We start from the raw sequence: 14,784 nt of genomic DNA on the forward strand, positions 1-14,784 counted from the left end.
GCTGCACTACAACGTTTTGGCCATGGCTACTTCACAAGCGTCGTGGCCTGTTTCTCCCCAAGCACTCTCTAGGTGCTCAAAGCCTAACGCTTCATAAAGCTTAATCGCAGCTCCCAAACACTCTGTTGTTTCTAAGTACATCTGTTGATAACCCAATTGCTTGGCAAGCTTTAAACTTAAAGCTACGATGCGTTTTGCCAGCCCTTGTCCGCGAGTCTGTTTTAAGAAATACATCTTTTGTAGCTCACATACGTCTGGTCGACCTGCTAGTGGGGCAAAGCCGCCGCCGCCCACAACCTCACCTTGATACTCAATCACCCAGTACATCGCATTTTCTTGGCTATACACAGAGTACATGTCATCAAGTGTTGGGTCAGACACACCATAGCCTTTGTCTGCGGTTAGGCCATGTTCAGCAGAGACTTGTCGAATGACATCGGCAACTTGTTCGTTGTCAGTTTGAGTGAGTGGGCGCAATACAAACTCGTCAGCTTGGCAGACTTTAGTTAGCCCTTTGAGGTAAACCTCTAACCCAAGCTTTAACTGTTGCTGCTCATCTTCACTCAGGGCTTCTAGCATGCTGTCGAAAAATGCATTTTGCTGTTGGTCTAGTTCTGACAGCACCAGCTGTCCTCGAGTGGTGAGTGTGACCTTTTGACTGCGTTTGTCATTCGGATTCTCGATACTGTCGGTCAACTCTAACTTGTTTAGCCCTGCGACAGTACGACTGGCATTTGACTTGTCGACATTCAATCGTTGTGCGAGTTGGTTGATCGTCAGTGGTTGGAGTTGAATTTCTCCTAATGCATGAGCTTGGACTGGGGTTAGGGCGATTTCGCCACATTGCTTATCGAGCATACCCAGTAAGCGAACGGCTTGGCGGGAGTAGTGTCTTAGTTGTCGAGCATTCATCATCACTTACCTTGTTTCCTTGCATCTTGAAATAAAGTTGCGCACCGCAATTAATTTAATTGCGGTGCGCAACATTGTCAATGATGAGAACTCGTTAGTTATAAAATAGAGGAGGTGACTCGCTCAATTTTAAGCATGTTGGTGAACGCAAAATTGTGGCGCTTGAGCGTCTGATTTACGTAACCACACTTTCTCATGGAAGTAGTACGCGACTGTATTTAGAGCAGGCTCTAGCATCGCCATCACACCACCAACAAAGGCATCACCAGTCAACAAGTAGACCACGGTAAAAGCAACACTGAAGTGGATGGTCGCAAAGCTTGCGGTTTTTAATTTGGTCATCCACTGACGAGCTTTAAGCGCTGGAACTTGAGCCCACGCCTTTTCATGAAAATAGAAGGCGACCGTATTTACAGAGGGCTCAATCATGGCAATTAAGCTACCAATTAAGATGTCGCCTGTTAGTACGTAAGCGACACTAAATGCGATAGTAAAATGTAATGCAGCAAAGGTTAGTGTCTTTTTCATGATAATTACTCAATCGTTGTATTGTTTCGATAAGGCTATTATTGAGAATTATTATCATTAAATGAAATGGGTATTAGAGATTAATTTGATAGGTAAAAACTATCAAACTGTCGGCGGAGTTTGGAAAGTGCTGGTATTAGGTGATAAGCCCAATGGCCTAAAAAAAGGCTGACCATAAGGCCAACCTTTTTATCTGTAGTAAGAAGTTTAAAGGCTTCTCATTAAGCGAGGATTAAAGAGCTGCGATAGTCGCTTTTTGCTCTTCAAGCTTAGTTAGTGTCTCTTGGTAACCCACTAGCTTCTCACGCTCTTTTGCGATAACCGCTTCAGGAGCTTTAGCAACGAAACCTTCGTTACCCAGCTTGCCTTCGATACGCTTGATTTCGCCGTGCGTTTTCTTCACTTCTTTATCAAGACGAGCAAGTTCTGCATCTTTGTCGATAAGACCTGCCATTGGGATCATCAGCTCAGATTGACCCACTAGCTTAGTCGCACATGCTGGCGTCTCAGCGTCATCTGTAAGAACCGTTAGGCTATCTAGCTTAGCAAGAGAGTTTAGTACTACCTTGTTCGCTTCGATACGTGCCGCATCTTTCTCGTTAGCAACTTTGATCATTACTTCTAGGCCTTTGCTAGGTGCAATGTCGTATTCCGCACGTAGGTTACGGATAGCTGTGATGAAAGTCTTAACCCATTCGATGTCTTCTACGATCTCAGCATCGAAGTTCTCTTCGTTAAACTGAGGAAGCGCTTGAGTCATGATAGTGTCGCCTTCAACACCGTCTACTAGTGGCTTAACGCTCTGCCAGATAGATTCAGTGATGTAAGGAAGCACTGGGTGAGCAAGACGTAGTGTCTTCTCTAGAACGGTGATCAGCATGTAGCGAGTCGCTTGTTGCTGAGCTTCTGTACCTTTCCATAGAACTGGCTTAGTTAGCTCTAGGTACCAGTCACAGAATTGGTTCCAGATGAATTCGTAAAGCGTGTTTGCTGCCATGTCTAGACGGTAGTTGTCTAGGTGAGCATTAAACTCTTTCGCTGCTAGTTCAAACTGAGATTCAATCCACTTATCTGCTAGAGAGAATTCCATGTTTGCACGGCCTTCTGCAGATAGTGACATTCCACAATCGTGCTCTTCTGTGTTCATCAGTACGTAACGGCTTGCGTTCCATAGTTTGTTACAGAAGTTACGGTAACCTTCAAGACGTTTCATGTCCCAGTTGATGTCACGGCCAGTAGAAGCCATAGCAGCAAGAGTGAAACGCAGTGCGTCAGTACCGTATGGTTCGATACCGTTTTCGAAAGTCTTACGAGTGTTCTTCTCGATCTTCTTCGCTAGTTGAGGCTGCATCATGTTGCCACAACGCTTCTCTACTAGAGACTCAAGGTCGATACCATCGATCATGTCGATAGGGTCAAGAACGTTACCTTTAGACTTAGACATCTTGTCGCCGTTTTCGTCACGGATTAGACCCGTTACGTAAACTGTCTTGAATGGTACTTGCGACTTACCGTTTTCATCTTTGTTGAAGTGCATGGTCATCATGATCATACGCGCAACCCAGAAGAAGATGATGTCGAAGCCTGTTACTAGAACGTCTGAAGGGTGGAATGTTTTCAGATCTTCAGTTTGCTCAGGCCAGCCTTGAGTGCCGAATGTCCACAGTGCAGAAGAGAACCATGTATCAAGTACGTCGTCGTCTTGGCGAAGAACCACTACAGGTGCAAGGTTGTTGTTTGCACGTACTTCTTCTTCAGTACGGCCTACGTATACATTGCCATCGTTGTCGTACCATGCCGGGATACGGTGACCCCACCAAAGCTGACGAGAGATACACCAGTCTTGAATGTCACGCATCCAAGAGAAGTACATGTTTTCGTACTGCTTAGGAACGAATTGGATATCACCATCTTCAACCGCTTTAACAGCAGGCTCAGCAAGAGGCGCAGCACGCACGTACCATTGGTCAGTTAGCATTGGTTCGATAACCACGCCACCACGGTCGCCGTAAGGAACGGTTAGGTCGTGATCTTTGATCTCGTCAAGAAGACCAAGTTCTTCGAATTCAGCAACGATCGCTTTACGAGCAGCAAAACGCTCCATGCCGTGGTACTTAGCTGGTAGCTCAGTAGAGTAAACATCGCTAGCTTCACCGTTAGTAGTGAATACTTCAGCCGCATCACGGATGTCTGCGTTGAACGTCAGGATGTTGATCATTGGTAGGTTGTTACGCTTACCAACTTCGTAATCGTTAAAGTCGTGAGCAGGAGTGATCTTCACACAACCTGTGCCTTTTTCCATATCCGCGTGCTCATCGCCTACGATAGGGATTAGACGGTTAACGATAGGAAGTAGGATCTCTTTACCAATAAGATCTTTGTAACGTGGATCTTCTGGGTTTACTGCAACACCTGTATCGCCAAGCATGGTTTCTGGACGAGTTGTTGCAACAACAATGTAGTTTTTACCTTCAGCGGTCTTCGCGCCGTTTGCTAGCGGGTAGCGGAAGTGCCACATGTGGCCTTTTTTGTCTTTGTTTTCAACTTCAAGATCAGAAATTGCTGTGTGCAGTTTAGGATCCCAGTTTACTAGACGCTTACCACGGTAGATTAGGTCATCTTCGTATAGGCGAACAAACACTTCTTGAACAGCGTTAGATAGGCCATCATCCATAGTGAAACGCTCACGGTCCCAGTCAACAGATGCGCCTAAACGACGAAGTTGCTTAGTGATTGTGCCACCAGATTCGTTTTTCCATTCCCAGATCTTGTCGATGAAAGCGTCACGACCGTAATCGTGCTTAGTTTTGCCTTCTTCTGCCGCGATCTTGCGCTCAACAACCATTTGAGTTGCGATACCAGCGTGGTCAGTACCCACTTGCCAAAGCGTGTTCTTACCTTTCATACGCTCAGCACGGATTAGAGTATCCATGATAGTGTCTTGGAACGCGTGACCCATGTGTAGGCTACCAGTGACGTTCGGTGGCGGGATCATGATGCTGTACGCTTCTTTTGATGTGTCACCGTGTGGCTTAAAGTAGCCTTTCTCTTCCCAAGTCTGATATAGAGCTTGTTCGATTGATGTTGGGTTGTATGTCTTTTCCATAGTGCTCTTAAACGGATACTGTGAATGGTTAATCGTGGTCAAACTTCATAAGTGAAGCTTCTTGAATCTAAATTCAAAGATAGCTTTATCTATGAGGTTTGACTATGGATGTTGAATCTCGATAGTCTGCAGCTGATATCCAGCCTGACGGTAAATTTTATACCTTTCTCGAGCGAGTTGCTTAGCTTTTTCTTCGCAAGGGACGAAGTCTATCACCTGAGCAAAGGCGTTCGCAAAGGTTGTATGATTATCGGCCAGATTAATTACTAGCTGACGATTCCAATTGTGCTTTACGCCTTGGTAGCCAATCTCAATGTTGGTTGAATACTTCGGGCCTTCGCCAACCAAGTTATGCGCAATAAATTCACAGGGCTCGACTTGCCAGAAAACTTCTGCGATACGCTCCGCATGGGCTTTGTCATTACAGTTGAGATAAAGTTTAGCGCCTTGTTTTGCAAAGTGCTGAGCAAGAAACAGCACATAGTTAGCGAAACCTTCTTCACTCGCTTGTGGGCTGTCTGATGACACTATGTAAAACGTAGCTGTCTGCATACTTGATACTCGAACTGAAAATCGTGGCTATTTATCTTATTTGGTCAACAGACCCTAACAAATAGCGCTTATTAAAAAAGGGCCCGTAGGCCCTTTTTACTATTTTGAAGATTGCTCTTCAGTCTCTTGGCCGCTGCGGTTCAATAAGAATTGGACTAGCATTGAGACAGGACGACCTGTCGAGCCTTTTGCTGCGCCAGATTTCCAAGCTGTACCTGCGATATCTAGGTGAGCCCAGTGATATTTCTTAGTGAACTTAGACAGGAAGCAACCAGCAGTGATAGTACCGCCTGGGCGGCCGCCGATGTTCGCCATATCTGCGAATGGGCTGTTTAGCTGCTCATGGTACTCGTCTGCCATTGGTAGACGCCATGCACGGTCACTTGCTTGCTCAGAAGCATTCACAAGTTCGTGAGACAGTGGGTTGTGGTTTGATAGAACGCCACTGATGTGGTGACCTAGAGCAATAACACACGCGCCAGTTAGTGTTGCAACATCAACCACGCAATCTGGTTCAAAACGCTCAACGTAAGTTAGCGCATCACAAAGAACCAAGCGACCCTCAGCATCAGTGTTTAACACTTCAACTGTTTGTCCTGACATCGTCGTTAGGATGTCACCTGGGCGGTAAGCATTGCTACCTGGCATGTTTTCACAACCAGCAAGAATACCAACAACGTTGATTGGCAGGTTCAATTTAGCTAGCGCTTTCATTGTACCGAATACTGACGCAGCACCACACATGTCGTACTTCATCTCATCCATACCTTCGCCAGGCTTAAGTGAGATACCGCCTGAATCGAAAGTTAGGCCTTTACCAACAAGTACAATCGGTTTTGCATCAGAATCTGGTGCGCCCTTGTATTCCATGATAGACATCATAGATTCGTTCTTTGAACCACGACCAACCGCTAGGTAAGAGGTCATGCCCAGTTTTTCCATCTCTTCTTCACCGATGATCTTAGTCGTTACGGTTTCGAAGTCGTCAGCTAGGCGACGAGCTTGAGATGCAAGGTATGCTGGGTTAGCGATGTTTGGTGGCATGTTGCCAAGGTCTTTAGATGCTTTCACACCTGAAGCAATAGCAAGACCGTGAGCAATCGCTTTTTCACCTAGGCTCAGTTCACGACGTGTTGGTACGTTGAATACCAATTTACGTAGTGGGCGACGAGTCTCTGGCTTGTTGCTCTTGAATTGGTCAAATGTGTATAGACCATCTTTAGTCGCTTCTACCGCTTGACGAACTTTCCAGTAAGTATCGCGGCCTTTAACGTGCAGCTCTGTTAGGAAACATACTGCTTCCATAGAACCTGTTTCGTTTAGTGTGCTGATGGTTTTCTGAATAATTTCTTTGTATTGACGTTCGCCTAGCTCACGCTCTTTACCACAGCCTACAAGTAGAACACGTTCTGAAAGTACACCAGGTACTTGATGCAGTAGTAGCATCTGGCCAGGTTTACCCTCTAGGTCACCGCGACGAAGCAGTGAACTAATGTAGCCATCGCTAATCTTATCTAATTGCTCGGCGACTGGAGAAAGGCGGCGCGGTTCGAATACACCGACAACGATACATGCGCTGCGTTGTTTCTCTGGGCTGCCACTTTTTACACTGAACTCCATGCGTACTCCTACATCCTGAAGACAAATCGAACTAAATGTTAGATAATGAGTTCTTACTTGTTGGATCCTATAATGGAACTAACCTTAAAGAAGAACGCTAACACTTAGCTAAAAATTTAAAAAAATAAAAGGTTCAACGGGAAATTATAGTGATTCAATCAAAAAAACAAGTTTTGTATAGGTAATTTGAGCGTGATTATTGTTAGATATTTGATCCGTGAGACAATCAAGAGCCAATTTGCGATCTTTTTTGTTCTCTTTCTCGTGTTTCTCAGCCAAAAATTCATCAGTGTGTTAGCGGACGCCTCTGATGGTGCTATCCCTGCGAGTCTAATCTTGTCGATCGTTAGCCTTAATATGCCTGCGATGGGCTTATTGATGCTTCCGCTCAGTATCTATATTGGTATTTTGCTTACTTTTGGTCGTCTTTACGCTGAAAGTGAAATAGTGGTCATGAACGCCACCGGTATCGGTAACAAATTCCTGATTCAATCGGCACTGTACTTAGCTTTGATTACCGCATCGGTTGCCGCTTTTAACTCATTCTGGTTATCCCCTTGGTCGCAAGACAAGGTTGAGCAGATGTATGAGGAAGTGGCAGCAGAAAACAGTGTTGATTTGCTACCAAAGGGTAAGTTTGAAAGAACGCCAGATGGTTCGTCTGTGGTGTTCATCGATGATATCGATGGTAATAAGCTAGAAAACGTGTTCGTTGCTCAAATGCGTCCACGTGATTCTGTGCTTCCAAGTGTGATGTATTCGAAGTCGGGTGATGTAAAAGAGCTCAGCGACGGTCGCCAAGTTATCGTGATGTACGATGGTACTCGTCATGAAGGTGTCCCAACTCGTCTTGATTATATGGTGACACACTTCGAAGAGTATGAAGGCTTGATTGGCCAGCGAGAAGTGGAGAAGAAAGGTCGTGATTGGGAAGCGATTCCAACACTTGATCTCGTTGGTAATCCAAATAATAGCGCAAAAGCTGAATTGCAATGGCGTATTTCATTGGTACTCTGTATTCCATTGTTGACCATGCTTGTTGTGCCACTCTCGGCGGTAAACCCAAGGCAAGGGCGTTTCGCTAAGATTGGTCCTGCGATTTTGATTTACCTGACCTACTTTTTGGCAATCAGTGCAACCAAATCAGCAATAGAAGAGGGTAGTATCCCAGCAGTAGTCGGCATGTGGCCAATCAATGCGTTGTTGCTAATTGTCGCGATTGGTGCAAACTTTATGGATAGCGTGCCAGTAAGGCGTTTGAAAGAAAAATTCAAGAATAAGAGGTTGGCTTAAGCCGTGTTTAAGATTCTCGATTTATATATAGGCAGAACCATCATCGCAACCACGTCACTGGTATTGGTGACGTTTGTTGGCCTCTCAGGGATTATCAAGTATGTAGAGCAGTTGAGAAAAGTGGGTCGTGGTACCTATGATCTGCTTCAAGCTCTGTACTTTGTTTTGTTAAGTATCCCACGTGATATCGAAATGTTCTTCCCAATGGCAGCCTTGCTTGGTGCGTTGATTGGATTGGGTATGCTTGCGGCGAGCTCTGAGCTAGTAGTAATGCAGGCGGCGGGTTTCTCTAAACTTGATATCGGTTTGTCGGTACTTAAGACTGCGATTCCATTAATGATAGTGGTGACGCTATTAGGGCAATGGGGTGCACCTCAAGCACAAAAGATGGCTCGTGACTTAAGAACCATATCGATTGCAGGGGGGAATATCATCTCCACGCAAAGCGGTGTCTGGGCTCGTGATGCCAATGATTTCATCTTTATTGTCAAAATCGACGATGACAAGCTATATGGCATGAACATGTGGCGCTTTGATGAAAACAAGGCTCTGAAAACCGCTATCTATTCTAAAGAAGTCGATTACGTTGGAGACAACGTTTGGACGATGAAAGATGTTGTCGTCACTTCGTTTGAAAATGAACTGCAGATAACGAAAGAGAATTTGCCCACATACACTTGGAAAACATCACTCGCACCAGACAAGCTTGCAATCGTGACGGTTAAACCAGAAGAGCTGTCATTGAGTGGGTTGTATGATTACGTATCTTACTTGAAAGCGTCAGAACAAGATGCTGCTCGTTACGAACTGGCGTTGTGGAGAAAGATAACCCAGCCAATCTCTATCGCGGTGATGATGTTGATGGCGCTGTCGTTTATCTTTGGTCCATTGCGTAGCGTGACCATGGGGGCAAGAATCCTATCTGGTGTTATCGCAGGCTTCACCTTCTATATATCCAGTGAGTTCTTTGGCCCTGTGAGCTTGGTGTATCAGATACCACCGGCCTTTGGTGCTATAGCCCCAAGTGTGGTATTCCTCGGAATAGCCGTGATGCTCTTGAGGCGGAAACTATAAATAAAAAAGGAAGGCATAACGCCTTCCTTTTTTGATCTTGGTTGAAGCGGTTTAGAAACGCTATCGCGCTTGAGGTAATACAACCACTTCTGTTTTCGCCCAGATATCGTGAAAGCCACGCTTCTGAGGATCTAAGGGAACGCAGAGATTGGCTAGACCAAAACCAGAAGTTCCTAAGCGAATAAGAGCTTGAGTGACAGTAATCGCAGAGCCATCTTTGTTCTGAACGCGAAGTTTCCATGCTCTCATTCCCAGAGTTTGACCAGCTCGAGTCCAGAAGAACACAAAGAAGTAAACCCAAACCGCCACTAGATAAAATGTGTAAACCGGGCTCCAGATAGGATGATTGGTTAGGAAGTCACTGACATCGGCATAACCACTGTGGTCAAAAATGCCAAGAGCCATAAGCGCATGCAGTAAAGCGATAATGACGCCAGCCGCCATCATTTCAATAGCGATTACGATAAGGGCGTCATAGAACAAAGCACCGAATCGGCGCATCATTCCTGCTGGTGGCAATGTGTTGGTAGATGTCATGGTGTTATTACTTCTTCAAAAATTTAGGCGTCAGAATATAGTTTAAGGTTGAGCGTGAAAAGAGACATGACGCACAGCTTATGACTTAGTGGCGAAATTATCGGCAAACACACGTGAATTCAAGTTTTTATACTTGCCACATCAGCTTGCATACGTATAATGCCAAATATCGACAGGGCAATGCCCACGATAATGCCGGTATGGTGAAATTGGTATACACGACGGATTCAAAATCCGTTGCCTTCGGGCGTGGCGGTTCAAGTCCGCCTACCGGTACCATATTTAAATGACAAAGCCTCGACTCAAGTCGGGGCTTTGTTGTATCTGGACGCAGGAAAGCGTTGCCTTCGTGGTAGTTGCAGGAATGCCTGTCCAATCAGTCCGTCTAACCAGTACCATATATAGAAAGGTCGCTTTTATAGCGACCTTTCGTCGTTTTAGGCGTTTGTGAATTTAACATCCAGCGTGTCGACTTGGACGCAAGTTACGAATCAGTTAAATCTTGATGTTTCACTCATAAATCCCATTGATTCCCGTCGTGTTAATAACATTCAATAAATTAATCATCTTAAATCAGCCTGTTACCTGTAATTCTTACTTCTATTGTCTATGTTTAAAGTAGCAATAGAGGAGAAAGATATGCTGACAGTAACCCCTTACTTATTTTTCGATGGTCGTTGTGACGAGGCATTGGATTTTTATCATAAATGCTTTGGTGGAGTGGTCTTATCGAAACAACTCTTTAGTGATGCTCCACAGGTAATAGAGGGAGCGCAGCCTGATTGGGTCATGCATGCTGAATTCGAAGCCTTTGGTATGAAGCTGATGATGTCTGATGGGGTTAAAGCTAAAGAGCTTGAAGGGAACAACCTTGCACTTTCTCTTGTTACAGACGACACAGCGACCCAAGAGCAGATCTTTGAAAAACTAACGCAGGGCGGGCGAGTTATGACGCCACTTGCAGACACGTTTTGGGGCGCTAGGTTTGGCAAAGTTGAAGATAAGTTCGGTATAAGATGGATGGTGCATTGCGATTCTTTAAACTGAACCTGTGAAATAGGATCGTGAAATTGCTGCTTGGTTTTATTAGAATTATAAATAGAGATTATTAATCAACGTTATATATAAAAATGGGCAGCATAAAAATTACCGTAGATCGCATTCAGCCCGGTTTACATATACGACTTCCCGTCAAGTGGAATGAACACCCGTTTCTATTCAATAGTTTTAAAATAAAAGACGATGCTCAAGTTAAGATCATTCGACATCTTGGTATCAAACACGTCTATATAAACCTTAATCAAAGTGATACTTCACCTTTGCCAGTTAACTATGTGGTTGAACTAGAGTCAGGAGATGACGTACAGGTTAGTCTTGAAGCTGAAAAAATGTGGAAAGAGAAGCATGATCGCATTGAGACTTTAAGCTCTTACCGACGCAGAGTAAGTAACTGTGAGAAAGAGTTTGAGCGTTCACTTGCTCGAATGCGCTCTGTCATGACCAAAATTCGCAATCGCCCTTTGGATGCGGTAGGGGAGGTGAAATCCCTCGTTGATGATATTGTCGAAACATTAGTATGTGATGATAACGTCACACTTCACCTAATGAATGGTAAGGCTGACTTTGAAGATATCTACTTCCACACATTAAATGTTGCTGTTGTTGCCATGATGATCGGCAAAGCCAAAGGCTACAACACACAACAACTGAAAGAGCTCTCTTTTGCTGCGTTATTCCATGACGTGGGCAAAATCAAAATACCTGTAGCTATATTAAGAAAGCAGAGCGCATTGACGGTGCCAGAAGAGAACTACTTAAAGCTCCATACTAAGTATGGTGCGGATATCGTTTCTGCAATAGATGATTTTCCTGAAACAGCTAAAAAGGTAATTGCTCAGCATCATGAGATGAATGATGGTTCTGGTTACCCAGAAGGTTTAAAGGAAGAAGAGATTGATGAGTTTGCCAAGATAGTAGCAGTGGCCAATGCATTTGATAACTTGTGCCATGGTAAAACACAGTCACCGCCAATGATCCCTTACTTATCGCTTTCCCATTTATATAAGAACTGCAAACACCTATATAGCCAAGACAACTTAAGTCTATTGGTTAAGTTCATGGGAGTGTACCCGCCAGGAACAGTGGTCCAGCTCTCTAATGATTCAATTGGTATTGTGATTTCGGTAAATGCCAAGCATATGCTTTATCCTAATGTGCTTACCTATGACCCTAGCGTACCCAGAATACAAGCTCCGGTAATCGACCTGCTTGCTAAAGATATCAAGATCGTTAACGCGGTTAATCCCAACAAACTGCCTGAACAAGTGAGAGAGTATCTAAATCCTAGGTCTCGATTGTCTTACTTCTTTGATAGTGGTGAGTAGTTATCCACAGGGCGTTGTGAGTAATTTGTTCGAAAGTTGGGCTTAAAGTGGTACAAATAAGCCCTTGGTTGAAATGTCTTCGCTTAACCTCTTTTTTCAATAAAAAATGCATTTAATGCTTGCCAATATGAGCGGCGTCTCTATAATGCCGCCTCACTGACACGGCAGACGCCACAAGGCTTCAGCGAAGAATGTTAGTGAAGGTAACTAGCTTTGAGTGATAATTCACTCCTACTTTTAGAAAGTAGAAATTAATTCAAAATAAGTGTTTGACACAGAGAATTAAGTCGCTAGAATGGCCGCCTCTTACGAAGTGACGCAAGTCACAACGAAGAGAAGCTCTTTAACAATTTAAACCTATCAATCTGTGTGGGCACTCGTTGATGAATATCAAAAAATGAAACTTCGGTTTCAACTTGATTTCAATGAACTGAGTGACCAATTCGAATCGTAAGATTCGGCACAGTCAATTCAACATTACTTAGCTTTTTATTAAGCGAAGAGAATGTAATCAGTATTCGTTGAGTCACAAAATCTTAAATTGAAGAGTTTGATCATGGCTCAGATTGAACGCTGGCGGCAGGCCTAACACATGCAAGTCGAGCGGAAACGAGTTATCTGAACCTTCGGGGAACGATAACGGCGTCGAGCGGCGGACGGGTGAGTAATGCCTAGGAAATTGCCTTGATGTGGGGGATAACCATTGGAAACGATGGCTAATACCGCATAATGCCTACGGGCCAAAGAGGGGGACCTTCGGGCCTCTCGCGTCAAGATATGCCTAGGTGGGATTAGCTAGTTGGTGAGGTAATGGCTCACCAAGGCGACGATCCCTAGCTGGTCTGAGAGGATGATCAGCCACACTGGAACTGAGACACGGTCCAGACTCCTACGGGAGGCAGCAGTGGGGAATATTGCACAATGGGCGAAAGCCTGATGCAGCCATGCCGCGTGTATGAAGAAGGCCTTCGGGTTGTAAAGTACTTTCAGTTGTGAGGAAGGGGGTGTCGTTAATAGCGGCATCTCTTGACGTTAGCAACAGAAGAAGCACCGGCTAACTCCGTGCCAGCAGCCGCGGTAATACGGAGGGTGCGAGCGTTAATCGGAATTACTGGGCGTAAAGCGCATGCAGGTGGTTCATTAAGTCAGATGTGAAAGCCCGGGGCTCAACCTCGGAACTGCATTTGAAACTGGTGAACTAGAGTACTGTAGAGGGGGGTAGAATTTCAGGTGTAGCGGTGAAATGCGTAGAGATCTGAAGGAATACCAGTGGCGAAGGCGGCCCCCTGGACAGATACTGACACTCAGATGCGAAAGCGTGGGGAGCAAACAGGATTAGATACCCTGGTAGTCCACGCCGTAAACGATGTCTACTTGGAGGTTGTGGCCTTGAGCCGTGGCTTTCGGAGCTAACGCGTTAAGTAGACCGCCTGGGGAGTACGGTCGCAAGATTAAAACTCAAATGAATTGACGGGGGCCCGCACAAGCGGTGGAGCATGTGGTTTAATTCGATGCAACGCGAAGAACCTTACCTACTCTTGACATCCAGAGAAGCCAGCGGAGACGCAGGTGTGCCTTCGGGAGCTCTGAGACAGGTGCTGCATGGCTGTCGTCAGCTCGTGTTGTGAAATGTTGGGTTAAGTCCCGCAACGAGCGCAACCCTTATCCTTGTTTGCCAGCGAGTAATGTCGGGAACTCCAGGGAGACTGCCGGTGATAAACCGGAGGAAGGTGGGGACGACGTCAAGTCATCATGGCCCTTACGAGTAGGGCTACACACGTGCTACAATGGCGCATACAGAGGGCAGCGAACTTGCGAGAGTGAGCGAATCCCAAAAAGTGCGTCGTAGTCCGGATTGGAGTCTGCAACTCGACTCCATGAAGTCGGAATCGCTAGTAATCGTAGATCAGAATGCTACGGTGAATACGTTCCCGGGCCTTGTACACACCGCCCGTCACACCATGGGAGTGGGCTGCAAAAGAAGTGGGTAGTTTAACCTTCGGGAGGACGCTCACCACTTTGTGGTTCATGACTGGGGTGAAGTCGTAACAAGGTAGCCCTAGGGGAACCTGGGGCTGGATCACCTCCTTATACGAAGATATTCACGATAAGTGTCCACACAGATTGATACGGTTTAGAAAGTAAAGAGACGAAGAACTCCCAAGTTCTTCAATCCAGTGTCCCGTTCGTCTAGAGGCCTAGGACACCGCCCTTTCACGGCGGTAACAGGGGTTCGACTCCCCTACGGGATACCATCTTTAAGTGCATTTTCAATAGTGCTTTTAAAAATGGTTACTTCATTACGAAGTGATTAGCTCTTTAACAATTTGGAAAGCTGACTGATTAACTCTAAGAGTTAATCAAATTAAAAGTTCTCAATGTTTATCTGCTCTTATTTATTAAGAACAGTAAACACAACACAAACACATTCAAGTGTCTTGTATTCGATTCAAATCTAATTTGAATCACATTGAGTCCGGCAAACACGTAATAAAAACTAACCCTTCTTATTACAACCAAAAACCTTGGTTAGTTGCCATACACTAAGACCCTTTCGGGTTGTATGGTTAAGTGACTAAGCGTACACGGTGGATGCCTTGGCAGTCAGAGGCGATGAAGGACGTATTAACTTGCGATAAGCCCAGATTAGACAGTAAAAGTCATTTGAGTCTGGGATTTCCGAATGGGGAAACCCACTTACATAAGTAAGTATCTTGTTGTGAATACATAGCAGCAAGAGGCAAACCGGGGGAACTGAAACATCTAAGTACCCCGAGG

General features: G+C 45.1%; 10 protein-coding genes, 2 tRNA genes and 2 rRNA genes. 8 read left to right on the forward strand and 6 right to left on the reverse strand.

The genetic code is table 11. The annotated features are described in order from the left end of the window. Nucleotides 1-6: 6 nt before the first annotated feature. The 5 genes from BTO10_RS22685 to pepA form a co-directional block, all read right to left on the reverse strand. Nucleotides 7-912 (reverse strand): bifunctional helix-turn-helix transcriptional regulator/GNAT family N-acetyltransferase, encoded by a 906-nt coding sequence (locus tag BTO10_RS22685; protein ID WP_004738673.1) that lies wholly within the window; start codon nucleotides 910-912, stop codon nucleotides 7-9. A 129-nt stretch (nucleotides 913-1,041) separates the two neighbouring features. Further along, complete coding sequence (locus BTO10_RS22690; protein ID WP_004738671.1) at nucleotides 1,042-1,440, reverse strand: DUF2061 domain-containing protein; 399 nt, start codon at nucleotides 1,438-1,440, stop codon at nucleotides 1,042-1,044. 232 nt (nucleotides 1,441-1,672) lie between these two features. Next, complete coding sequence (locus BTO10_RS22695) at nucleotides 1,673-4,546, reverse strand: valine--tRNA ligase (RefSeq protein WP_105025882.1); 2,874 nt, start codon at nucleotides 4,544-4,546, stop codon at nucleotides 1,673-1,675. 102 nt (nucleotides 4,547-4,648) lie between these two features. Next, nucleotides 4,649-5,098, reverse strand: a complete 450-nt coding sequence (locus tag BTO10_RS22700) for a DNA polymerase III subunit chi (protein WP_105025883.1) — start codon at nucleotides 5,096-5,098, stop codon at nucleotides 4,649-4,651. 99 nt (nucleotides 5,099-5,197) lie between these two features. Beyond that, entirely contained in the window at nucleotides 5,198-6,718 is a 1,521-nt protein-coding gene (pepA, locus tag BTO10_RS22705) for a leucyl aminopeptidase (RefSeq protein WP_004738667.1), read from the reverse strand. A gap of 192 nt (nucleotides 6,719-6,910) precedes the next feature. Between pepA and lptF the strand changes: the two genes are divergently transcribed. Then, the gene (gene lptF / locus BTO10_RS22710) at nucleotides 6,911-8,011 is read left to right on the forward strand and encodes an LPS export ABC transporter permease LptF (RefSeq protein ID WP_004738666.1); all 1,101 of its coding nucleotides are present in this window, start codon (nucleotides 6,911-6,913) and stop codon (nucleotides 8,009-8,011) included. A 3-nt stretch (nucleotides 8,012-8,014) separates the two neighbouring features. After that, nucleotides 8,015-9,085, forward strand: coding sequence for an LPS export ABC transporter permease LptG (lptG, locus tag BTO10_RS22715; protein WP_105025884.1), 1,071 nt, complete (start codon nucleotides 8,015-8,017; stop codon nucleotides 9,083-9,085). A 60-nt stretch (nucleotides 9,086-9,145) separates the two neighbouring features. On the opposite strand, the gene BTO10_RS22720 is transcribed toward lptG, so the two are convergent. Then, the gene (locus BTO10_RS22720; protein WP_004738663.1) at nucleotides 9,146-9,622 is read right to left on the reverse strand and encodes an RDD family protein; all 477 of its coding nucleotides are present in this window, start codon (nucleotides 9,620-9,622) and stop codon (nucleotides 9,146-9,148) included. Nucleotides 9,623-9,816: 194 nt separating this feature from the next. On the opposite strand from BTO10_RS22720, the gene BTO10_RS22725 reads away from it, so the two are divergent. From BTO10_RS22725 to BTO10_RS22755, 6 genes are all read left to right on the forward strand, one after another. Then, nucleotides 9,817-9,901, forward strand: a tRNA-Leu gene (locus BTO10_RS22725). 360 nt (nucleotides 9,902-10,261) lie between these two features. Next, entirely contained in the window at nucleotides 10,262-10,669 is a 408-nt protein-coding gene (locus BTO10_RS22735) for a VOC family protein (RefSeq protein ID WP_004738662.1), read from the forward strand. A gap of 83 nt (nucleotides 10,670-10,752) precedes the next feature. After that, entirely contained in the window at nucleotides 10,753-12,006 is a 1,254-nt protein-coding gene (locus tag BTO10_RS22740) for an HD-GYP domain-containing protein (protein ID WP_105025885.1), read from the forward strand. A gap of 538 nt (nucleotides 12,007-12,544) precedes the next feature. Continuing rightward, a 16S ribosomal RNA gene (locus BTO10_RS22745) occupies nucleotides 12,545-14,097 on the forward strand. Between the two features lie 88 nt (nucleotides 14,098-14,185). Beyond that, nucleotides 14,186-14,261 (forward strand) — tRNA-Glu (locus BTO10_RS22750). A 310-nt stretch (nucleotides 14,262-14,571) separates the two neighbouring features. Then, a 23S ribosomal RNA gene (locus tag BTO10_RS22755) occupies nucleotides 14,572-14,784 on the forward strand; the annotation flags it as partial.

This window comes from Vibrio chagasii (genome assembly GCF_002954585.1).
Classification (GTDB): domain Bacteria; phylum Pseudomonadota; class Gammaproteobacteria; order Enterobacterales; family Vibrionaceae; genus Vibrio; species Vibrio chagasii_A.